The organism is Pandoraea terrigena, assembly GCF_902459705.1.
Taxonomy (GTDB): domain Bacteria; phylum Pseudomonadota; class Gammaproteobacteria; order Burkholderiales; family Burkholderiaceae; genus Pandoraea; species Pandoraea terrigena.
This window is the reverse complement of record NZ_CABPRU010000008.1, coordinates 162,849-184,561: the sequence shown is the minus strand read 5'-3', so window position 1 is coordinate 184,561 and position 21,713 is coordinate 162,849. Positions and strand designations below refer to the sequence as shown.

Below are 21,713 nucleotides of genomic sequence, written 5' to 3'. Positions count from 1 at the left end.
ATAACACCCAATATGACATCCATATGATTGGGCGAGGAGACATGAATGAAATTTTTTACATCATCCGCATTCTCATCCGATACGGAAGCAGCCACTTATAACAGGATTGCAACCCGACTTATTCCATTTCTTCTCATTCTGTACATCATCTCCTTCCTTGACAGAGTGAATGTCGGCTTTGCCAAGCTGCATATGAGTGCCGATATCGGACTTTCGGACGTTGCGTTTGGCACTGGCGCAGGAATCTTCTTTCTCGGCTACGCCTTGTGCGAAATTCCGAGCAACCTGCTGCTTCAACGCTTCGGCGCACGATTCTGGATCACTCGCATCCTTGTCGTCTGGGGTGCTATCTCGGTCTGCATGAGTCTCGTTACGACGCCTGCTGCATTTCTGACGCTTCGCTTTCTTTTGGGCGTTGCCGAGGCTGGATTCTATCCGGGCATCCTCCTTTATCTCACGTACTGGTTTCCGATGAAGCTCCGGTCGCAGGTCTGCAGCCTCTTCTTTGTCGGCGTTCCGCTCGCCGGCGTGCTAGGCGGCCCGATCAGCGGAATGATCATGAAATCGATGAACGGCGTCGCTGGTCTCGTGGACTGGCAGTGGCTCTTTATTCTGGAAGGCACCCCGGCGATCATCGGCGGCATCGCCACCTACTTCTATCTGAGCGATGGCCCGCACGACGCGGCGTGGCTACGCCAGGAAGAGCGAAAGATCATCACCGGCGCCCTGGAACAGGAAGAGGAGCAACGTCGCGCCGAAGGTCGCGGCCATCGACTCGCGGACGCCATCGCCAATCGTCACGTCTGGTTGCTGGCCTTGGTGAATTTCACCCTGCTCGGCAGCATTTACGGCGTCTCGTTCTGGCTTCCCCAGATCGTGAAAGATCTAGGCGTGAAGGACGTGTTCCTGAATGGTTTGACAAACACCATTCCGTTCGCGTTTGCATCCGTCGCGATGATTCTTGTCGGCCGTAGTTCGGACCGCCGAAATGAACGTATCGGTCATATTACGGTAAGCGGCATTGTGGGCGCGCTGGGCTTTCTTGGCTCCGGCACGTTCATGAACTCCCCAGTCGTGGCCCTAGGCTGCCTGTCCATCGCACTGGCGGGGGCGCTCTCTTCAATCACCGTACTTTGGGTCGTCCCGGGCGCGCTTCTGCGAGGAGCGGCCGCTGCCGGCGGCATCGCCTTGATGGCGACGATCGGAAATCTCGGCGGTTACGCTGCGCCCTATGTCCTGGGCGTCGCCAGGCAGGCTACAAGTCGTGTGGATTCTGGACTTTATGTACTCGCAGGAGCCATGCTGATTGGAGCCCTCCTCGCAACGCTGCTTCCCAAGGCTCAAGTGCGCGCCGATGACACCGCGACGAATCGCGAGAACCCTTCGATTTACTAACCTCCAGACACGAAAGCTCAGTTAGAGACAAATTACGTACGTCCCCACAGGCGTAAATAAAAATATAACTAATAATTAGGATACCTATATGAAAAGAGAGATCGTCATCGGTTCGATCGCACTCGCGTTTTGCTCGCATGCAGTTGCCCAGACCTCGTCCGTCACCATGTATGGTGTCATCGACGGCTTTCTCGAATACACGAATACAGGCACTCATACTACCGCTCGCATGGGATCAAGCGGGCTCTATGGGTCCAGGTGGGGCCTCAAGGGTATCGAGAATCTGGGGGGCGGCCTCAAGGCGGGCTTCGTTCTCGAGCAGGGTTTCAATATCAGCAATGGCACCGCCGCCGACCCTGCACGTCAGTTCAACCGCCAGGCCTACGTCTCGCTTTCGAAGGACAACGTCGGCGAACTGCGCTTCGGCCGGCAAACGAGTCCGATGTTTTTCTCCGAGGGGCAGCTCGACGCATTCCTCGGGGCGAGCATTGCCTCCGGCTTGAACAACCTGTCTGACTATACGGTTCGCACGGACAACACGGTCGCCTACATTTCACCCGCGATTGCAGGTGTTTCGACTGAGCTTTACTACGGATTTGGAACCACTGGGAACGGCCTGACCGGCGCAAACGCAAGCTATCAGGCGGCACTGAGATACATCAGGAACCGCGTCTATCTGACCGCCGTCTATCAGGCCGTGAAGAATGCGACGAACACGGACACTCTCCGGTCGACCTACTTCGGCGGGCATTATGACTTCGACCACGTCACCGCCTATCTGGCATTCCACACCGCCAAGCTGGGAAGCGCGAATATCGAACGCCAGGTGGTCAGCACGTCCGTTCGGTGGAATTTTTCTCCGGTCGCTTCCGTGTCGCTCGGATACACCTATCAGCACGACCGGTCCGGGCGCGGCAACAATGCCCAGCAGGTCGGCCTCCTGACACAGTATTTCCTTTCGAAAGCGACTCAACTGTACGCCGCTGCGGCGTTTCTCGACAACAGGAAGGCCGCGACGAATACGCTTATGGGGGCCGCGACCGCCGGGATTCCGCTTGACTACTCCGGCGCCAACGCTCGGGGTGTTCAGTTTGGCATAACGCACTTCTTCTAAATCGCGGGGAAATTATCCTGCACGAAACGTCGACAGATCAATTTCCACTTGAGTCAGAGGCGTTCCGTCCCGATGATTTCCTCATAACCCGAGCCAGCGCTGATGGAATCGCTGAATACGCCAACGCTGCCTTCGCTAGGGTAAGCGGGTATCCGCTCAATGAACTTGTCGGGCAGCCTGCAACATCGTTCTACGATCTAGGGCTGCCCCGGGAGGTCTCTGCGGACGTCATGCACGAGTTGAATGCGGGTCGCGCGTGGACGGGAATGCGGAGGGAGCGGAAGCACACCGGGATACCATCCATTACCTGATGCACCGGTACAACTGGGTACGGCCGCATCAGTTCAATGACGGACTGGCACCGGCGGTTGCGGAAGAAAAACTTAACACAGCGTCCGGGATGGGTTGACCACTACAACAAGCCGCCACCGCGCACCGTAGCACCGAGCTATAGGCCCAGCCGCTGTTCCATCACCCTCTTCCACGGTACCAGCGAGAAGCCCGTGCCGTCATCGAGCATCACGTAACGTCCGGTGGCACGCATGACGGAACGCCGATAGATGCCGATTACGCGCTGGCCGTCGACCACCGGCCGATACCTGTGCCGCCAAAGCGCAACCATCAATACAGTTAATCTGTACAGTTTTTCTGTATTTATGTTATGGTCTGGACATGGTCAAGTCATCACTCACATCCAACACATCGTCGGCGGCCACCCTAGCCGGCGAATTGCGCATTTCACTAGGCAAACTGATTCGACGTGTGCGGGAGCAAGCCCATCCCGGTGACTTCACGTCTGCCCAGAAGTCGGTGCTTCTCCGCCTGGATCGCGACGGGCCCGCCACCGTGTCCGCCTTGGCCCGTGCGGAAAGCGTCCGTCCGCAGTCCATGCGTATCACGGTGGCCGGACTAGAGGCGATGAAGGCAGTCAGCGGCAAACCCGATCCCACCGATGGTCGGCAAACCCTCGTCGACCTGACACCCGGTTTTAGGAAGACCCTCAAGGAGAGCCGGACCGCCAAAGAAGACTGGCTGGTCCGTGCCCTGCAGGCGCAACTATCCCCCCAGGAACAAGGCGAACTCGCGGCTGCAGTGAAGCTGCTGCAACGCCTCGCCGACTTCTGAGCCGGCACCACTCGTTTCAGGAAATCGCATGGCCCTCACCACGCTCGACCCGACTACCGCCCTTATCATCGTTGACCTGCAAAAAGGCATCGTCGGCTCCCCTTTCATTCACCCCATTGACGGGATCGTGGATCGTTCGCGCGCACTGCTCGATGCGTTTCGCGAACGCGGCCTGCCGGTCGTTCTCGTTAACGTTGCCGGCGTCGCGCCGGGCCGTACCGAGCGGCCACGTCACAGTGGATCATTCCCGGCGGGGTGGACTGACTTCATCCCCGAACTCGATCAGCAGCCTAGCGATATCGTTGTGACGAAGCGAACCTGGGGCGCGTTCGCCAACACCGGTCTCGAAAACCAACTAAAGACACTGGGCGTTACCCAAGTCGTCATCACTGGTGTCGCCACCGGGACTGGCGTTGAGGCGACCGCGCGTCAGGCGTACGAGCATGGCTTCAATGTCACTCTGGCTCTCGACGCCATGACGGACGCGCGTTCTGAGGCGCATGACTACAGCATCAAGAACATTTTTCCGAAGCTGGGTGAAACGGGCACGGCTCAAGACGTCATCGACCTACTGTCAACAAGGAGCGTCTGAAAATGGTATGGCTTCAACTCGTCTCCTACTTCTTCGGCGGCGCCTTTCTCACGAACGCTGTGCCGCACTTCGTCGCCGGCGTAATGGGAGAACCGTTCCAGAGTCCATTCGCAGAACCGCCAGGGCAAGGGCTGTCCTCATCGACGGTAAACGTGCTCTGGGGGTTTCTCAATCTGGTCATCGGTTACGTGCTCGTTTGCCGCATCGGTGATTTCGACCTGAGACGCACGAGCGATGCCATCGCGTTCGGGCTTGGCATCCTGGCCATCGGGCTACTTTCCGCGCGGCTATTTGGCCGCTTCCACGGCGGCAATACGCCAGAGCATTCGTGAGCGCGGCAGCAACGGGCGTCTTCCGTTCGCTGAGGAACGTCAACTACCGGATCTGGGCGACCGGGACGCTGGTCTCGAATGTCGGGACATGGATGCAGCGCACGGCCCAGGACTGGCTGGTCCTCACCCAACTCACCCGTCACGATGCATCGGCCGTGGGCGCGGTCATGGCGCTCCAGTTCGGCCCACAACTCCTGCTGCTGCCCTGGACTGGCTTCGCGGCCGATCATTACAACCAGCGCAAGCTCCTGATAGCGACCCAGGCGTCAATGGGTGTTCTTGCTTTGGCGCTGGGGCTTCTCACCGTCACGGGTAGCGTCCAGCTCTGGCATGTCTATGTGTTCGCCTTTCTGTCCGGCTGCGCTTCGGCGTTTGATGCCCCCGTGCGCCAGACCTTTGTGACAGAACTGGTCGGCGATGCGGATCTGCCAAACGCTGTCGCGCTCAACTCGACCTCGTTCAACGCGGCGCGCATGATCGGGCCCGCGATAGCCGGCGTGGTCATCGCTTCGGTTGGCACCGGCTGGGCGTTTCTGCTCAACGGGGCCAGCTTCGTCGCAGTGCTGGCCTCGCTGTTTCTGCTCCGTGTCTCCGGTCTGCATGCGAACGCACGGGCACACCGAACCAAGGGTAGTCTGACCGAGGGATTGCGCTATGTATGGTCCCGACCAGACCTCAAGGCGATCCTGGTCATGCTGTTCCTGATCGGTACGTTCGGACTGAATTTCCCGATCTTCATCTCAACCATGGCCGTCGGTGTCTTCCACGCAGATGCACGTGGCTACGGCCTCCTGTCGTCGATCATGGCCATCGGTACCGTCTCAGGGGCACTACTTGCCGCGGGCCGCGATCGGCCACGATTTACCTCGCTGCCGATCGGTGCCGCGATTTTCGGACTCGGTTGCACGCTGGCCGCGATCGCCCCGAGCTATGGGCTGTTCGCCGGTGCCCTGGTCGTCATCGGGATAGCCGCATTGACCTTCACCAACGCGACCAACAGCCTGATGCAGCTCACGACCGAGCCCGCCATGCGGGGACGGGTGATGGCACTGCGCGTGGCCATCGCGCTCGGGGGTACGCCAATTGGTGCACCGATCGTGGGTTGGGTGGCGAACCATCTGGGTCCACGCTGGTCACTCGGCGTCGGCGCAGCATCGGGCATCGCCGCGGCCATCGTGGCCGTCTACACCATGACGCGGTAGATTAATCGGCCAGGGGGACGAACTTCACAAAGGGAACGCCTCTCGCTCATGTTGAACGACACGACCTCACTGGGCTGCTGCCGATTCGGTGGACACCTTATTAAAGTGTGAAGGTGAAACCGGAGATGGCAGTTGGGAACGAGAAGAGTGTTCAGTCGCGAGTTCAAGCTCGAGGCAGTCAAGTTGGTCAAGGAGCGCGGCGTGTCCGTCGCGCAGGCGGCGCGCGAGCTCGACGTGCATGAGAACGTCCTGCGTAAGTGGATGCGGGATGCTGTGGCCGACCCGCAGCGTGCTTTCCCTGGGCAAGGCGTGATGACGTCGGCGCGGGCCGAGATTGAGCGACTGCGGAAGGAGAACGCGAAGCTCAAGATGGAGCGCGACCTGCTGAAAAAAGCGGCGGCCTACTTCGCGCGGGAGTCGACGTGAAGTTCGGCTTTATGGCGAAGCACCGAGGAATCTGGCCGGTGGGGATGATGTGCGAGGCGCTCGGTGTCTCGCGAAGCGGCTTCTATGCGTGGTTGGTTCGCCCGCCATGCCAGCGGCGCCGGACCGACGAAGTCCTGAGTGTCCAAGTGCGCCAGAGCTTCCTTAGCAGTGACCGTACATATGGCGCCAGACGAGTATGGCACGATGTGCTCGCACTCGGCTTACGCTGCGGCCTGCATCGCGTCGAGCGGCTGATGCGCAAGCAGGCTCTGCGTGCGCAGCTTTCTCGCTTGTCATGCCAGTCGCGATCTGCTGCCAAAAACGACGCTCGATCTCATGCCCAATTGACGGGGCACCGGGCGAATGCATCGCTGCTCGTCCCGTCAGTTCATACACTCGTTTTGCACTTCGCACCATGCAACACCTCTTCGATTACAGGTGTTGCAACGACCGGTTGAATCCGCCCAATACACGAGCGAACACTTCCAGGCGCCGCTCAAGGAGCAGGGCATCACGTGCAGCATGACCCGTGCCGGCGAGGTATGGGACAACTCCGCGATGGAGAGCTTCTTCAGTTCATTGAAGACTGAGCGCACGGCTCGTAAAAGGTAGGTCAGGCGACCCGGGTTGTGGCGTGCGTCCAAATCGCCGCTCAAGGACAGGCGTCGTGAGTCATTTCCGCCGGCGCTGCAGCATCGCTACAGCTCTATAATGGAAAACGGCTTGGCAGTTTGCCAAGCCGTTTCTTGTCCAAATTCTGTCCAAATTTGAGCCTAGACAGCGGACGAACTGAACCGAGAGCCCGATCACGGATCAACGCAACATCAGCGAATGCGCGACTGCGGGAGTGGATTAAGCCCCTGATTCAGCTGGGATTTTCACTCCCACTCGATCGTCGCAGGCGGCTTTCCCGAGATGTCATACACGACCCGGTTCAGACCACGCACTTCGTTGATGATGCGGTTCGACACCTTGCCGAGCAGGTCATGCGGCAGGTGTGCCCAATGCGCCGTCATGAAGTCTTGCGTCTGCACGGCACGCAGTGCCACGACCCACTCATACGTACGGCCATCGCCCATCACGCCCACGCTCTTGACCGGCAGGAACACCGCGAACGCCTGGCTCGTCAGCTCATACCACGTCTTGCCGCTGTTCGGCTCGACCGTGTTGCGCAGCTCTTCGATGAAAATCGCATCGGCGCGGCGCAGCAGATCGGCGTAATCGCGCTTCACTTCCCCCAGGATGCGCACCCCCAGACCCGGGCCCGGGAACGGGTGACGATAGACCATGTCGTGCGGCAGACCCAACGCCACGCCCAGCTCACGTACTTCATCCTTGAACAAATCGCGCAGCGGCTCAAGCAGCTTCAGACCCAGCGTCTCCGGCAAGCCGCCCACGTTATGGTGGCTCTTGATCGTCTTCGCCTTCTTCGTCTTCGCTCCGCCCGACTCGATCACGTCCGGATAGATCGTGCCTTGCGCCAGCCACTTCGCATTCTTCAGCTTCTTCGCTTCCGCCTGGAACACTTCAACGAACTCGCGGCCGATGATCTTGCGCTTCTGCTCCGGATCGGTCACACCCTTCAGATGCCCCATGAACTGCTCTGCGGCATCCACGTGCACGACCTTCGCATGCAGACGGCCTTCGAACATCTCCATCACCATCTGGCCTTCGTTCAAACGCAGCAGACCATGATCGACGAATACGCACGTCAGTTGGTCGCCAATGGCGCGATGAATCAGCGCCGCCGCAACGCTCGAATCGACACCGCCCGACAACCCCAGGATCACTTCCTCGTCACCCACCTGCTCGCGAATCGCCTTGACGGCTTCCTCGATGTGGTCGCGCATGATCCAGTCCGGCTTCGCCCCGGCAATCTCCAGCACGAAGCGCTCAAGCAGCTCACGGCCCTTCACGGTATGCGTGACTTCCGGGTGGAACTGCACCGCGTAGTAGTGACGCGACACGTCGGCCATGCCCGCGATCGGGCAGCTCGGCGTCGACGCCATCAGCACAAAACCCGGCGGCAATTGCGTGACCTTGTCACCGTGGCTCATCCACACCTTGAGCATGCCGTGGCCCTCGGCCGTGCGGAAATCCTCAAGACCTTCGAGCAGTGGCGTATGGCCCTGCGCGCGCACTTCGGCGTAACCGAACTCGCGATGGTGGCTCGCCTCGACCTGACCGCCCAACTGCACCGTCATCGCGAACATGCCGTAGCAGATGCCCAGCACCGGCACGCCCAGATCCCAGACCGCCTGCGGGGCGCGCAGATCCTGATCCTCATACGTGCTCGCGTGGCTACCCGACAGAATGATCGCCTTCGGATTGAATTCGCGAACGAATTCGTCCGATACGTCGTTCGGGTGGATCTCGCAGTAGACGTGCGCTTCGCGAACGCGGCGTCCGATGAGCTGGGTGACTTGCGAGCCGAAGTCAAGAATGAGGATTTTGTCGTGCATCGTGAGGTACGGAGGAAGTGGATTCGTTGGACGTCGGCGCCGTGGCAGAAGGCACGGGCGTGACAATGCCGGTGGTGCCCGCAGGCGCGACCGGCGTGGTATTGACGGAAGCGGAGTCGCCGCGAGGCGTCTCCATGCGCGGCTCAGCGCGCTTGCCTCGGGCCTCGTCGCCAGCCCGGACATCGGAATAATCGTACGGCACGTCGCGCACGGTGTCGCTCACGACCCCGCCACGCCCGCGACCGCCCGCCTGCTGCGCCGCCTGCACGCGCTCTTTCGTACGCACGCTCGACGCCAACTTGACGAGAATGGCGCCCACCACCAGCAGCACGGCACCGAGCGCAGGCATCAACAACTTGCCGCCCCCCGTCACCGCCAACTGGCCGGAAATCAGCCACCCCAGCACGAATGCACCGATCACCCAGTTGACATGCCCTGTCACTTTCGCGACGGTCGCCGTCAACTGGCCATTCAGGGTCGCGTGCCATTGCAGCCAGGCCATGCCGATGAAGGCCACACCGAGCGCCTGCGCATACAGCACTGGCGATGGCGCGGGCACTTCAATGGCCGCATACAGCGATGACCAGAACGACGCGATCAGCAGCACACCGAGTGCCAGATTCAGCGCCGCATCGAGGAACAGTACCGTACGCAACATGGCCTTCATGGGCGATTACTCCACTTGGTAGTTGGGGGCTTCCTTCATGATCTGAACGTCATGCACATGCGATTCGCGCATACCAGCGGCCGTGATTTGAACAAACTCCGCCTTCTCGTGCAGGTCCTGGATCGTCGGGCAACCCAGATACCCCATCGACGAGCGGATCCCGCCCGTCAACTGATGGAGGATCGCCATCACGCTGCCCTTGTAGGCCACACGGCCTTCAATGCCTTCCGGCACCAGCTTGTCGGCGTTGTTGGCCGGATCCTGGAAGTAACGGTCGGCGGCACCATCCTTCATCGCGCCCACCGATCCCATGCCGCGATAACTCTTGTACGAACGGCCCTGGTACAGGAACACCTCGCCCGGCGCCTCTTCCGTGCCCGAGAACATGCTGCCCATCATCACCGTGTGCGCGCCAGCGGCCAGCGCCTTGGAGATGTCTCCCGAGTAGCGAATGCCACCATCCGCAATGAGGGGAACGCCGGTGTCCTTGAGCGCCTCGGCCACGTTGGCAATCGCCGTGATCTGCGGCACACCAACACCCGCCACGATACGGGTCGTGCAGATCGAGCCCGGGCCGATACCGACCTTGACGGCGTCCGCGCCGTGTTCGACCAGCGCCACCGCGGCGCTTGCCGTCGCGATGTTGCCGCCGACCACTTCGATCTGCGGGAAATGCTTCTTGACCCACTGCACACGGTCGAGCACGCCCTGGCTGTGGCCGTGCGCCGTGTCGACGACGATCACGTCGACGCCCGCCGCCACCAGCAACTCGACTCGCTCTTCATTGTCTGCGCCCACGCCAACGGCGGCACCGACACGCAGCTTGCCGTGTTCGTCCTTGCTCGCGAGCGGGTGCTCGGTCGCCTTCATGATGTCCTTGACCGTCATCAGGCCGCGCAGCTCGAATGCGTCGTTGACGACCAGCACACGCTCCAAGCGGTGACTGTGCATCAACTTCTCGGCATCCGCCGGCGACGCGCCTTCGCGCACTGTGATGAGCTTGTCCTTCGGCGTCATGATCGCGCGTACCGGCTCGTCCAGGCGGCTCTCGAAACGCAGGTCGCGGTTCGTCACGATGCCGATGAGCTGTGCGCCCTCGACGACCGGAAAACCGGAAATGCCATGCTGACGCGACAACGCAATCACGTCGCGCACCTTCATGTGCGGCGGAATCGTGATCGGGTCACGCAGCACGCCCGATTCAAATCGCTTGACTTTCGACACTTCACGCGCCTGCTCGGCCGGCTTCAGATTCTTGTGAATAATGCCGATACCGCCCTGTTGCGCCATGGCAATGGCCAGGCGCGCTTCGGTCACCGTATCCATGGCGGCCGACAGCAAAGGCATGTTCAGGGTGATATTGCGCGTGAGCTTGGTTTTCAGGCTGGTGTCGCGCGGGAGAACGGCAGAGTAGGCCGGGACGAGGAGCACGTCATCGAAAGTGAGTGCTTTTTGGATCAGACGCATGACAAATCCTATAGGCGCAAAACCGAATTATACAGAAATCGCAGGAGGTATGGCGCGTCTGCCCCACATGTCAAGGGGCTTTTTCCCGAGCGCCGGATCGAACACGCATCGCCGCTGCGGCGACCGGCTCGCCAGCCACGCCGACTGCCGAATTTCACAAGAGCAGTGCCCCGGCCCCATGCTATTCTGCGGCCCTTCCTGCACTGACCTGACTGGCACGCCACGCTGCCGTCCGGCGCGGATCACCGGCATCTCGCCATCACGAACCACGGGTACGAATTTCATGGGGCAAGGCATTTCTTATGGATTGGCAGCGGGCGCCTTGTGGGGCCTGGTCTTTCTGGCCCCTCGCCTGCTGCCCGGCTTCTCGCCGCTGGAACTGTCGGCCGCCCGTTACGTCCTTTACGGACTGGTGTCCGCCGTGCTGCTCGTCCCGCTCTGGGCGCGTCTACGGCACGCCGTCACCGGCAACGACTGGCGCGCGCTGTTCCGGTTGAGCCTTGTCGGCAATCTCGTGTACTACCTGTTTCTTGCGGGTGCGGTCCAGATGGCCGGAATTGCGCCGGCCTCGCTGATTGTGGGCGTGCTGCCCGTGACGGTGACATTGATCGGCAGCCGTGACCACGGCGCCCTGCCCCTGTCGCGACTGGCAGGCCCGCTGGCATTGGTCGCGGCGGGCATCGTCTGCATCAACGTCGACGTGTTCGCCCATGCCTCGGCAAGCGGCGCGGACTGGCGGCTGACGCTGGCCGGCATCGGCTGCGCGGTCGGCGCGCTCGTGAGCTGGACGTGGTACGCGGTCGCCAACGCCCGCTATCTTGCGCGATTCGGACACTTCACGAGCCAGGAATGGTCGCTGCTGACGGGCGTTGCCACCGGCGTGCTCGCGCTAGTGCTCGCGATTCCGGCCGTGTGGCTTCCGCACCCGGTCGCGCTCGACGCGCCGCGCGACTGGCAAATGTTCCTGATCGTCAACATTGCCGTGGCGGTGGGCGCGTCGACCATCGGCAATGCCTTCTGGAATGCGGCGAGCCGGCGGCTACCGCTCACGCTGTCGGGACAGATGATCGTGTTTGAAACGCTGTTCGCACTGGTCTACGGCTTCGTCTACGAACAGCGTCTGCCACGCCTGCTGGAACTCGCTGCCATCGCCTTGCTGCTGGCAGGTGTCAGCGCGTCGGTACGTTTGCATTCGCGGCGGACGGCACACTGACTCGCGTGCGGTGATTCGCACGCCAATCAGCACACGCACCAGGGTTCTGATCCGCCTACCCGTCCGCGCAGCACCGGCGCAGCGCTGCCGCCCTCAACTGCCGCGGCGACTGCCGAGCCACTTCTGCCCTTCGCGGCTCCCTTCGTTGCGCACCTTTTCCACGCGTCGCTGACGCGCGAGCTTGGGGTCGGCCTTCAGCCCCCGGTAGATTTCGATCCGATCCCCCGCTTCCACGGCGACATCCAGCGCACGCAGCTTGCCGAACACACCGGCTTTCATGCGCGAAATATCCAGCTCCGGAAACCGCTGCAGCAAACCGCTGCGCTCGATCGCCTCGCGCATCGTGGCGCCTTCCGGCAACGTCATCGGGACAATCGTCTGCCCGGTGGGCAATGCGTAGCAGACCTCGACGTGCAACTCACGTGGCATAAACGGTCTCCGCACGCTTAACGAATGCATCGACGAACGTATTGGCGATGTGGCTGAACACAGGGCCGATCACCTTCTCGAGCAGAAAGCTTGCAAATTCGTAGTGAAGACCGAACTCGATCTTGCACGCGTTCTCGCGCAGCGCCGTGAACTTCCATGTGCCGTGAAAACGCTTGAAAGGCCCTTCGACGAAGGTCATCTGAATGGAATGCGGACGCTCCTGGAGATTGCGCGTCGCGAACGAATGCTTCAGGCCCTTGAAGTCGATGATCAGCGACGCCTCCATACTGTGCTCATCCTGGTGCCGAATATCGACACCGCCGCACCAAGGCAGGAATTTGGGGTAGTCGGCGACATTGGTCACCAGATCGTACATTTGCTCGGCGGAGAAATGCACGAGAACGGTTTTACTGACTTCGGCCATCGTCTGTCGGGCAAGGCGCATGCAGGATACGGTAGTCATCGATGCAGTATCGATGCGCTCGCAACGCAAGCCGCCTCTTGCCGAGACTCTTTGTTAAAATCGCTATTTTACCCGAGCCCGACTCACCGGGTCCGACCAAGTTACCCGCCAAGGATCCATGAGCATCATCGACAACAAGAAAGCCTTCTTCGATTACTTCATCGAGGAGCGATACGAAGCCGGGATCGCGCTCGAAGGGTGGGAAGTCAAGGCCATTCGCGCTGGGCGGGCGCAGATCAAGGAAGGCTATGTCGTCATCAAGCATGGCGAGATCTTTCTGATCGGCTCACACATCAGCCCGCTGCAAACGGCATCGACGCACATCAAACCCGACCCTGTGCGCACCCGGAAGCTGCTTCTCAAGGCCGACGAAATCAAGAAACTCATCGGCAAGGTGGAGCAACGCGGCTACACGCTCGTGCCCCTCAACCTGCACTACAGCAAAGGCCTCGTGAAGTGCGAGATCGGGCTGGCCAAGGGCAAGAAGCTGCACGACAAGCGTGAGACGGAAAAGACGCGCGACTGGGAACGCGAGAGAGCTCGCCTGATGCGCACGCCAACGTAAGGCGCCATACCTAAGACGCTATCGCCGCGTAACGGGTAACGTGTGCCTCGAAGCGAGCGGACGGCGGGCGGACGGCCCCCCCCACCGCCAAGAGAAAGCGGCCCGTATTGCACTGAACCACGGAACCTGGACCGTTCAGCACGCGCCGTTTTCTTGCGATGCCGGACTAGCGCCGGGCACTCGAATTTCCCAAGCCGCCAGCGCCGCCGCCGTCAACGCTCTGCGTCGACCCGCCTTCGATACCGCGCACGATCTTGAGTGCCGACGCGATCATGCCGCCCATGTCCGCCAGATTCCCCGGCACGATCACGGTGTTGTTGGTCCTCGCGATCTTGCTGAACGCTTCCACGTACTGCTCCGCAACCTTCAGGTTCACGGCCTCCATTCCTCCCTGCGTCTGAATTGCCGTGCCAACCTTTTGGATGGCCTCGGCATTCGCGTTCGCCACCGTCAGGATGGCCGCCGCTTGACCTTGCGCCTGGTTGATGGCCGCCTGGCGCTCGCCCTCCGACTTCTGAATCGCCGCCTCCCGCGCGCCGGCCGCCAGATTGATCTGCTCCTGCTTCTTGCCTTCCGACGCCGCGATCAACGCGCGCTTTTCGCGCTCAGCCGTAATCTGCGCCTGCATCGCATGCAGGATCTCCTTCGGTGGCGTGAGGTCCTTGATTTCATAGCGCAGGACCTTTACGCCCCAGTTCGACGCCGCCTCGTCAAGCGCATTCACCACGCTGTGGTTGATGAATTCGCGCTCCTCGAAGGTCTTGTCGAGTTCCAGCTTCCCAATCACGCTACGCAGCGTCGTTTGCGCGAGTTGCGTGATCGCGACAATGAAGTTGCTCGAACCGTACGACGCCTTCATCGGATCCGTGACCTGGAAGTAGAGGATCCCGTCGACCTGCAACTGCGTATTGTCCTTAGTGATGCAAACCTGGCTCGGCACATCGAGCGGCACTTCCTTGAGCAGATGCTTGTAGGCCACACGGTCCACGAACGGCACGACGATCGACAGCCCCGGTGTGAGTGTCGCGTGATACTTGCCGAGACGCTCGACCACCCAGGCGTGCTGCTGAGGCACGATCTTGATCGAGCGCGCTGCAATGATCACAGCGATGATGAAGAGAATAAACGCGACGTTGGAAAACATGTTTCCCCCTTGAAGCACCCGCCACGTCAGCGGGTGAATTCCCCGTCACCCGCAACGGCGGATGATGCGATGCAATGCGACGACGTCGATGCGAAGGCGAGATACGCGCGTCTGCACGCCAAACTGCCCCCCTAACCGGCCCCCTAAGCCGTCACATGCGCGACGTACAGCCGGCTGCCGTGAACCTCGCAAATCACGAACCATCCTGCGCTCGGCGACTCTCCCGGCAAAAGCGCGACATCCCATTCGGCACCGCGATACATCGCGCGCGCCTGACCGTCAGGATCCCAGGCGTCCACGTGCAAACGCTGACCGATGTCGAGGTTGGTATTGGGATCGGCCGACGCGTCGACCTTGATGCGTCGCTGGCCGAACCGGCTCCGGCGCAGCATCCAGACAGCCACGCCGGCGACCGCGGCCGCAGCCACCCACTGCAACGGCCAGTCGATGCGCAACAGTGCCGCAATGCCGCCGGCCGTCATGCCGAGCGCCACCATCAAGAGATAGAACGTACCACTTGCCAGCTCCAGCACCACGGTCAATCCGGCAATGCCGAACCACAGCCAAGCCTGTTCCATCGCAACTCCCAGACACAAAAAAACCCCGGTGTGATACCGGGGTTTATAGCACGAAACCCACCGATCAGCGCGCGCATCCCGCGGGATGGCCCTACCTTTCGGCGGCGTCCGAGGTGCCGCTCGGACGCGTCCTAATCGAGGTCGCTATCGTGACAGTGCATGACCGTCAGGGACAGTTACTTCGCCAGATTGGCAAGCTGTTGCCACGTTTCCATCACCGTGTCCGGGTTCAGCGACATCGACGCAATGCCCTCCTTCGCCAGCCACACGGCCAGGTCCGGATGGTCCGACGGGCCCTGACCGCAGATGCCGACGTACTTGCCCTTGGACAGGCACGCCTTGATCGCGCGGCTGAGCATGAACCGCACCGCCGGGTCGCGCTCGTCGAAGTCCCTGGCCAGCAGTTCCATGCCCGAGTCGCGGTCCAGACCCAGCGTGAGCTGCGTCAGGTCGTTCGAACCGATCGAGAAGCCGTCGAAGAACTCGAGGAACTCGTCGGCCAGAATGGCGTTCGACGGCACTTCACACATCATCACCAGCTTCAGGCCGTTCTCGCCACGCTTCAGCCCGTAACCGGCCAGCATGTCGACCACACGCTCCGCCTGGCCCAGCGTACGCACGAACGGCACCATGATCTCGACATTGGTCAGGCCCATTTCGTCGCGCACGCGCTTGAGCGCACGGCACTCCATCTCGAACGCTTCGGCGAAGTCTTCCGAGATGTAACGCGACGCGCCGCGGAAGCCCAGCATCGGGTTCTCTTCATCCGGCTCGTAACGCGAACCGCCGATGAGCTTCTTGTACTCGTTCGACTTGAAGTCCGACAGACGCACGATCACGCTCTTCGGATAGAAGGCAGCGGCAATCGTGGCAATCCCTTCCGCCAGCTTGTCGACATAGAACGCACGCGGCGACGCATGACCGCGAGCCACCGATTCGACCGCCTTCTTCAGGTCGGCGTCGATGTTCGGGTACTCGAGAATCGCGCGCGGATGCACACCGATGTTGTTGTTGATGATGAATTCCAGGCGCGCCAGACCCACGCCTTCGTTCGGCAACTGCGCGAAGTCGAAGGCGAGTTGCGGGTTGCCCACGTTCATCATGATCTTCACCGGGATCTTCGGCATTTCGCCGCGATGGATCTCGGTGATTTCGGTCTCGAGCAGACCGTCGTAGATCTTGCCTTCATCGCCCTCGGCGCACGAGACGGTGACGAGCGCGCCGTCCTTGAGGACGTCGGTGGCATCGCCACAACCCACCACGGCCGGCACACCCAGTTCACGGGCAATGATCGCCGCGTGGCACGTACGACCGCCGCGGTTCGTCACGATGGCCGCGGCACGCTTCATCACCGGCTCCCAGTTGGGGTCGGTCATGTCGGCCACCAGCACGTCGCCCGGCTGCACGCGTTCCATCTCGCTCGGGTCCATGATCACGCGCACTGCGCCCGCGCCGATCTTCTGACCGATGGCACGGCCCGTGGTCAGCACCGGTGCATTGCCCTTGAGCTTGAAGCGCTGCTCGACCTTGCCGATCGCCTGGCTCTTCACCGTTTCCGGACGTGCCTGCAAGATGTAGATCTTGCCATCCTTACCGTCCTTACCCCACTCGATGTCCATCGGACGACCGTAGTGCTTCTCGATAATCAGCGCGAACTTGGCCAGCTCGACGCAATCATCGTCGGTGATCGAGTAACGGTTGCGCATCTCCATCGGCACGTCGATGGTCTTCACACGGCCCGGCTCGCCCGGTTGCGTGAATTCCATCTTGAGCAGCTTCGAGCCGAGCGTACGGCGAATGATCGGGTACTTGCCGGCCTTGAGCGTCGGCTTGAAGACGTAGAACTCATCCGGGTTCACGGCGCCCTGCACAACCGTTTCGCCCAGGCCGTAGCTGGCCGTGATGAAAACGACATCCTGGAAACCCGACTCCGTGTCGATCGTGAACATCACGCCCGACGCGCCGCAATCCGAGCGGACCATGCGCTGCACGCCGGCCGACAACGCCACTTCAGCGTGCGTGAAACCCTTGTGAACGCGATACGAAATGGCCCGGTCGTTGTACAGCGACGCGAACACGTGCTTCATGCGATCGAGCACGTCTTCGATGCCGACGACATTCAGATAGCTTTCTTGCTGGCCGGCGAACGACGCATCCGGCAGATCTTCGGCCGTGGCCGAGGAACGCACGGCGAACGACGCATCCGGCTGGTCGGCGGTGATACGGGCGAACTGCTCGCGAATATCCTTCTCGAGCTGCGGCTGCAGCGGGGCGTCGACGATCCATTGACGGATTTCGGCACCGGCCTGCGCGAGGGCCTTGACGTTGTCGACGTCCAGGCCCTCGAGGCGCTGCGCAACACGCTCGGTCAGATTGTTGTGGTGAAGGAACTCGCGGAATGCGTAAGCCGTCGTGGCGAAGCCACCCGGTACGCGCACGCCGGCGCTGGCCAGTTGGCTGATCATTTCACCAAGCGATGCATTCTTGCCGCCGACCGATTCGACATCGGTCATGCGCAGATGCTCAAACGGCACCACGTAGGCGCCGTCGTGTGCTGCGTTAGTCATAAAAGCCCCTAAGGTAAGAAAAAAAATTCTCGGAGGATCGGCTGGGACTGACAGAGGCCGATCGACCTGTTGGATAAGAAATCGCGCATGGGCGGCGTCGCGAACCAGGGGCAAGTCCTAGACGACCGGCGCCGAACTCGCCTGACTTCCCGCCGCGCCCCGCTCCACGGGCCTGACGCCGGGCGGTGCGCAAGCGTCTCGCAATTGCTTATCCAACAAGTTGCCGCTATTCTACCGTGCAACGCACCATTTTGCGATTCTGCGCATGACCGACGCCATCACCAACGGAAATTCCCCGACCTCTCCCGCCGCACCGGCCAAACCGGTCGCCGCGCGTCCGGTCTTCATCGTGTCCGACGGCACCGGCATTACGGCCGAAACGTTCGCGCATTCGATCCTCGCGCAATTCGAGATGCGTTTCCGTCAGATTCGCGTTCCGTTCGTCGATTCCGTCGATAAAGCCTATGAAACGGCGCAACGGATCAATGAAATGTATCGGACCGAGAACATCCGCCCGATCATCTTCAGCACGCTTGTCGACGCCCGGGCCAACGAGATCCTGCGTAACTGCCAGGGTGTGATTCTCGACATGTTCCAGACGTTCATCGAACCGCTGGAACTGGAACTGGGCCTCAAGTCGATGCATGCCATCGGCCGTGTCCACCAGAACGCAGACAGCGAGGCGTACAAGAACCGGATCGAGGCGGTGAACTTCTCGCTTGCGCACGACGACGGTCAGTCCAACAAGAACCTGCAAAGTGCGGACGTGATCCTCGTGGGCGTGTCGCGCAGCGGCAAGACGCCGACGACGCTCTATCTCGCCATGCAATACGGCGTGAAGGCCGCGAACTATCCGCTGATTCCGGAAGACTTCGAACGCGAGAAGCTGCCCTCCACGCTCGATCAATATAAGGAGAAGATCTTCGGGCTCTCCATCGATCCGCTGCGCCTCTCGGAGATTCGCAACGAACGTCGCCCCGGCAGCAAGTATGCGTCGCTGGAAAATTGCCGCTACGAGGTCAACGAGGCCGAGGCGATGATGCGACGCGAGGGCATCCGGTGGCTGTCGTCGACGCACAAGTCCATCGAGGAAATTGCCACGACCATCCTGCAGGAAATCAAGCTGGAGCGCGACGTCTACTGACGTTGTCCGCCGCACCCGCAGTGCCACGCCGAAAGCAGAAAACAGAAAGGGACGCCACAAGCGTCCCTTCTTGTTGGGGTTGGCGTGCACGCCGCCAAACGTCGTCTCAAGATAGCCGCTGACGCACCGCCTCGAACAGGCAGATCGCCGCGCACGCCGCCACATTGAGCGACTCCATACCGCCCGGCTGCGGGATACGGATCGGCCGTTGCACGCGCTCAAGCCACTGCGGTGACACCCCAGCCCCCTCGTTTCCGAAAACCCACGCCACGGCCGAGCGCAGATCCTGCGCGTAGAGCGACGTGCTCGCTTGCAAGCTCGTCGCCAGCAACGGCACCGACAAACGCGGAGCGAGCGAATCCGGCGTGCAATGCTCCACGATATTCAGCGAGAAATGCGCGCCCATACCGGCACGCAGCACCTTGCTCGACCACGCGAGCGCCGTGCCCGACATGCAATACACATCGCGCACACCGGCCGCCGCCGCCGTGCGCAGGATCGAACCGACATTGCCCGCATCCTGCACCGCGTCGAGAATGACGCAGTCCGTCGTTTGCGTCGCCGGTAAATGCCCAGACGGCATCTCGACCACGAAAAGCAGCGGCACGCCGTTGACGAGCGTCGACAACGGTTCGAACAGCACATGCGGCAAGCACACGCGACGATCGGCGTCGACCCTCGCCCAGATCTGTGCGACTTCGTCGTTCCCCAGCGCCGATTCCGCTGCCACGCAAACAAGCGGTTGTCCCAGTGCGTCGAGATAGGCGTCGGCCAGGTGCACGCCTTCGAGCAATGTCTGACCGAGTTTGCGCCGCTGCTGGTTCGACTGCGCCAGTTGTTTCAGCCGCTTGTAGAAGGGATTGTCTTTGGAACTGATGAGTTTCATGACGAACGGCTCACACGCGAGACGGTGAGCGCGCCGAATAATGCAAAGGCTTCGCGCACCGGCGCAAACGATTGACGATGATGCGGACTCGGCCCATGCAGACGCAGCGCCGCGAGGTGGCGCGGCGTGCCATAACCGACATGCTCGTCGAAACCATATTGCGGGAATGCCTCGTGCAACGCGACGAGTTGGCGGTCGCGGGTGACCTTTGCGAGAATCGACGCCGCCGAAATTGCCGGCACCTTGTCGTCGCCCTTGATGATGGCTTCCGCCCGCATCGGTAGCATCGGGCAGCGATTGCCGTCGATGAGTGCAAGCGTCGGCACGCGCGACAGCCCATTCACCGCGCGCTGCATCGCGAGCATCGTCGCGTGAAGGATATTCAGCGAATCGATCTCCGCCACGCTCGCCTCGGCAATGCAATAAGCGAGAGAGCGCTCGACGATTTCCTCGTAAAGCGCTTCGCGACGCTGCGCCGTCAGCTTCTTCGAATCGGCCAGCCCCTCGATCGGACGCTCCGGATCGAGAATCACCGCCGCCGTCACAACGGGTCCGGCGAGCGGGCCGCGCCCGACTTCATCCACGCCGCAAGTCAGATCTGTAGCCACGTCGGGGAACAATTCGAGCGCCATTTGCGGCAGCATTGCCTTGGGCGACCGGGTGCGCGGTTTGATGGCCGACTTCACCCGTGGGTTGACGGGCGCGGGCGACACGTCATCGCCCGAGGCGCCCTTGCGCAAGCCGCGACGCCCCTTCACGTCCTCGCTCATATCCGCCCCTTCTCACGCAGCACACGTGCGATCACTTCGGCCGATCGCTCGGCCGTATTCTGGCGCAACTGCTCGTGGATTTTCGTAAAACGTGCCTGCAAGGCCTCGCGCAATGCCGGGTCGGTCAATTGCTTCCAGACGGCGTCGGCGAGCGCTTCCGGGGTCGCGAAATGCTGCAGCAACTCCGGCACGACGAACTCGCCCGACAGAATGTTCGGCAACCCAACGTAAGGCAAGTAGCCCTGCCGCTTCATGATCTGCGCCGTCAGCCACGGCACCTTGTACGAGATGACCATCGGCTTCTTGTACAGCGCGGCTTCGAGCGTGGCCGTGCCGCTCGCCAGCAGCACACTGTCCGCGGCCTCCAGCGCGAGCGGTGCGCGACCGTCGATCACGCTCAGGTTGAGATCGCTGTGCGCGTCCACGATCGGTTGCATCAGCGTGCGCAGGCGCGGTGTCGCCGCCGGAAGCACAAATTGAATCGACGGCTCGCGCCTGGCAAGCAGGCGCATGGCCGCGAAGAACACCGGCGTGAGCCGCTGCACCTCCGACGCCCGGCTACCCGGCAAGACAGCGACGACCGGGCCGGTGCCTTGCAGCGCCAGCTTGCCGCGCGCGCCAGCGACGTCGGGCACCATTGGAATCTTGTCGGCCATCGGGTGGCCGACAAACGTCGCGTCGATGCCCGCGCGGTGGTAAATCTCCGGCTCGAACGGGAACAGACACAACATGTGATCGACGGCGCGCTTGATCTTCTTGATGCGGCCACCGCGCCACGCCCAGATCGACGGGCTCACGAAATGAATCGTGGGAATGCCCGCCTCACGCAGCTTGATTTCGAGATCGAAATTGAAGTCCGGGGCATCGAAGCCGACGAACGCGAGCGGCTTATCCGCCAGCCAGCGCTCGCGAAGTTGCTTGCGAATCGAGAGAATCTCGCGCAAATGCTTGATGACTTCGACATAGCCCATGACAGAGAGTTTGTCGATGGGCCAATAGGCGTCGAAACCTTCCTCCGCCATATGAGGGCCGCCGACACCTGCGTAAGCAATATCGGCCGGAAGGCTCTGCTTGAGACCGGCAAGCACGCTGCTGGCAATGAGATCGCCCGACAACTCCCCGGCCACCATCGCCAGGGTTCGCTGGCCGGCACCGGGAAGGGTCGTCGGCAT

General features: G+C 61.5%; 19 protein-coding genes and 6 pseudogenes. 12 read left to right on the top strand and 13 right to left on the bottom strand.

Annotated elements, in window-relative coordinates; translation table 11 throughout:
* Positions 1 to 45 precede the first annotated feature (45 nt).
* From PTE31013_RS16870 to PTE31013_RS16860, 3 genes and pseudogenes are all read left to right on the top strand, one after another.
* Positions 46 to 1,395 carry an MFS transporter gene (locus PTE31013_RS16870; RefSeq protein ID WP_150613923.1) on the top strand — a complete coding sequence of 450 codons (1,350 nt, stop codon included), beginning with the start codon at positions 46 to 48 and terminating at the stop codon, positions 1,393 to 1,395.
* An 88-nt stretch (positions 1,396 to 1,483) separates the two neighbouring features.
* Complete coding sequence (locus PTE31013_RS16865; RefSeq protein ID WP_150613922.1) at positions 1,484 to 2,509, top strand: porin; 1,026 nt, start codon at positions 1,484 to 1,486, stop codon at positions 2,507 to 2,509.
* A gap of 280 nt (positions 2,510 to 2,789) precedes the next feature.
* A pseudogene (locus PTE31013_RS16860) lies at positions 2,790 to 2,918 on the top strand (IS3 family transposase); the annotation flags it as partial.
* Between the two features lie 42 nt (positions 2,919 to 2,960).
* On the opposite strand, the pseudogene PTE31013_RS16855 reads toward PTE31013_RS16860, so the two are convergent.
* A pseudogene (locus PTE31013_RS16855) lies at positions 2,961 to 3,134 on the bottom strand (DUF3363 domain-containing protein); the annotation flags it as partial.
* A 47-nt stretch (positions 3,135 to 3,181) separates the two neighbouring features.
* Here PTE31013_RS16855 and PTE31013_RS16850 point away from each other — a divergent pair.
* The 5 genes and pseudogenes from PTE31013_RS16850 to PTE31013_RS25170 form a co-directional block, all read left to right on the top strand.
* A complete protein-coding gene (locus PTE31013_RS16850) occupies positions 3,182 to 3,634 on the top strand; it encodes a MarR family winged helix-turn-helix transcriptional regulator (protein WP_150613921.1) in 453 nt (150 codons plus the stop codon).
* 28 nt (positions 3,635 to 3,662) lie between these two features.
* Complete coding sequence (locus tag PTE31013_RS16845; RefSeq protein WP_150613920.1) at positions 3,663 to 4,226, top strand: isochorismatase family protein; 564 nt, start codon at positions 3,663 to 3,665, stop codon at positions 4,224 to 4,226.
* A gap of 2 nt (positions 4,227 to 4,228) precedes the next feature.
* The gene (locus PTE31013_RS16840; protein ID WP_150613919.1) at positions 4,229 to 4,558 is read left to right on the top strand and encodes a hypothetical protein; all 330 of its coding nucleotides are present in this window, start codon (positions 4,229 to 4,231) and stop codon (positions 4,556 to 4,558) included.
* Positions 4,555 to 5,760, top strand: a complete 1,206-nt coding sequence (locus PTE31013_RS16835; protein WP_150613918.1) for an MFS transporter — start codon at positions 4,555 to 4,557, stop codon at positions 5,758 to 5,760. The genes PTE31013_RS16840 and PTE31013_RS16835 overlap by 4 nt, the downstream gene beginning before the upstream one ends.
* Positions 5,761 to 5,892: 132 nt before the next feature.
* A pseudogene (locus PTE31013_RS25170) lies at positions 5,893 to 6,476 on the top strand (transposase); the annotation flags it as partial.
* On the opposite strand, the pseudogene PTE31013_RS25385 reads toward PTE31013_RS25170, so the two are convergent.
* Positions 6,427 to 6,603 (bottom strand): annotated as a pseudogene (locus tag PTE31013_RS25385) (IS30 family transposase); the annotation flags it as partial. The pseudogenes PTE31013_RS25170 and PTE31013_RS25385 sit on opposite strands and share 50 nt — an antisense overlap.
* A 45-nt stretch (positions 6,604 to 6,648) precedes the next feature.
* On the opposite strand from PTE31013_RS25385, the pseudogene PTE31013_RS16820 reads away from it, so the two are divergent.
* Positions 6,649 to 6,792 (top strand): annotated as a pseudogene (locus PTE31013_RS16820) (IS3 family transposase); the annotation flags it as partial.
* A 272-nt stretch (positions 6,793 to 7,064) separates the two neighbouring features.
* Here the strand turns inward: PTE31013_RS16820 and guaA are convergent.
* From guaA to guaB, 3 genes are read right to left on the bottom strand one after another with little or no spacing between them, the layout of a single operon-like run.
* Positions 7,065 to 8,648 carry a glutamine-hydrolyzing GMP synthase gene (gene guaA / locus PTE31013_RS16815; protein ID WP_150613915.1) on the bottom strand — a complete coding sequence of 528 codons (1,584 nt, stop codon included), beginning with the start codon at positions 8,646 to 8,648 and terminating at the stop codon, positions 7,065 to 7,067.
* On the bottom strand, positions 8,623 to 9,315 hold the full coding sequence (locus tag PTE31013_RS16810; RefSeq protein WP_150613914.1) for a hypothetical protein: 693 nt from the start codon (positions 9,313 to 9,315) through the stop codon (positions 8,623 to 8,625). The genes guaA and PTE31013_RS16810 overlap by 26 nt, the downstream gene beginning before the upstream one ends.
* Positions 9,316 to 9,321: 6 nt before the next feature.
* Positions 9,322 to 10,782 (bottom strand): IMP dehydrogenase, encoded by a 1,461-nt coding sequence (gene guaB / locus PTE31013_RS16805; protein ID WP_150613913.1) that lies wholly within the window; start codon positions 10,780 to 10,782, stop codon positions 9,322 to 9,324.
* A gap of 283 nt (positions 10,783 to 11,065) precedes the next feature.
* On the opposite strand from guaB, the gene PTE31013_RS16800 reads away from it, so the two are divergent.
* On the top strand, positions 11,066 to 11,995 hold the full coding sequence (locus tag PTE31013_RS16800; RefSeq protein ID WP_150613912.1) for a DMT family transporter: 930 nt from the start codon (positions 11,066 to 11,068) through the stop codon (positions 11,993 to 11,995).
* A gap of 93 nt (positions 11,996 to 12,088) precedes the next feature.
* On the opposite strand, the gene PTE31013_RS16795 is transcribed toward PTE31013_RS16800, so the two are convergent.
* Both PTE31013_RS16795 and PTE31013_RS16790 read right to left on the bottom strand, forming a co-directional pair.
* Positions 12,089 to 12,424 (bottom strand): RnfH family protein, encoded by a 336-nt coding sequence (locus tag PTE31013_RS16795; RefSeq protein ID WP_150613911.1) that lies wholly within the window; start codon positions 12,422 to 12,424, stop codon positions 12,089 to 12,091.
* Positions 12,414 to 12,848: a type II toxin-antitoxin system RatA family toxin gene (locus PTE31013_RS16790; RefSeq protein ID WP_150613978.1), complete on the bottom strand. Its 435-nt coding sequence runs from the start codon at positions 12,846 to 12,848 to the stop codon at positions 12,414 to 12,416. Before PTE31013_RS16790 ends, PTE31013_RS16795 begins: the two co-directional genes overlap by 11 nt.
* A 154-nt stretch (positions 12,849 to 13,002) precedes the next feature.
* Between PTE31013_RS16790 and smpB the strand changes: the two are divergent.
* Positions 13,003 to 13,452 (top strand): annotated as a pseudogene (smpB, locus tag PTE31013_RS16785) (SsrA-binding protein SmpB); the annotation flags it as partial.
* Between the two features lie 166 nt (positions 13,453 to 13,618).
* On the opposite strand, the gene PTE31013_RS16780 reads toward smpB, so the two are convergent.
* From PTE31013_RS16780 to ppsA, 3 genes are all read right to left on the bottom strand, one after another.
* Complete coding sequence (locus tag PTE31013_RS16780; protein ID WP_150613909.1) at positions 13,619 to 14,596, bottom strand: SPFH domain-containing protein; 978 nt, start codon at positions 14,594 to 14,596, stop codon at positions 13,619 to 13,621.
* Positions 14,597 to 14,739: 143 nt separating this feature from the next.
* The gene (locus PTE31013_RS16775) at positions 14,740 to 15,174 is read right to left on the bottom strand and encodes an NfeD family protein (protein WP_150613908.1); all 435 of its coding nucleotides are present in this window, start codon (positions 15,172 to 15,174) and stop codon (positions 14,740 to 14,742) included.
* A 176-nt stretch (positions 15,175 to 15,350) separates the two neighbouring features.
* Entirely contained in the window at positions 15,351 to 17,741 is a 2,391-nt protein-coding gene (ppsA, locus tag PTE31013_RS16770) for a phosphoenolpyruvate synthase (RefSeq protein WP_150613907.1), read from the bottom strand.
* 265 nt (positions 17,742 to 18,006) lie between these two features.
* On the opposite strand from ppsA, the gene ppsR reads away from it, so the two are divergent.
* Positions 18,007 to 18,885, top strand: a complete 879-nt coding sequence (gene ppsR, locus PTE31013_RS16765) for a posphoenolpyruvate synthetase regulatory kinase/phosphorylase PpsR (protein WP_150613906.1) — start codon at positions 18,007 to 18,009, stop codon at positions 18,883 to 18,885.
* A 106-nt stretch (positions 18,886 to 18,991) separates the two neighbouring features.
* Here the strand turns inward: ppsR and PTE31013_RS16760 are convergent, their stop codons facing one another.
* The 3 genes from PTE31013_RS16760 to lpxB all read right to left on the bottom strand — a co-directional run bounded on the left by PTE31013_RS16760 (position 18,992) and on the right by lpxB (position 21,713).
* Complete coding sequence (locus tag PTE31013_RS16760; protein ID WP_150613905.1) at positions 18,992 to 19,771, bottom strand: TrmH family RNA methyltransferase; 780 nt, start codon at positions 19,769 to 19,771, stop codon at positions 18,992 to 18,994.
* On the bottom strand, positions 19,768 to 20,415 hold the full coding sequence (gene rnhB, locus PTE31013_RS16755) for a ribonuclease HII (RefSeq protein WP_246174644.1): 648 nt from the start codon (positions 20,413 to 20,415) through the stop codon (positions 19,768 to 19,770). The genes PTE31013_RS16760 and rnhB overlap by 4 nt, the downstream gene beginning before the upstream one ends.
* 122 nt (positions 20,416 to 20,537) lie before the next feature.
* Positions 20,538 to 21,713, bottom strand: coding sequence for a lipid-A-disaccharide synthase (gene lpxB, locus PTE31013_RS16750; RefSeq protein ID WP_174978597.1), 1,176 nt, complete (start codon positions 21,711 to 21,713; stop codon positions 20,538 to 20,540).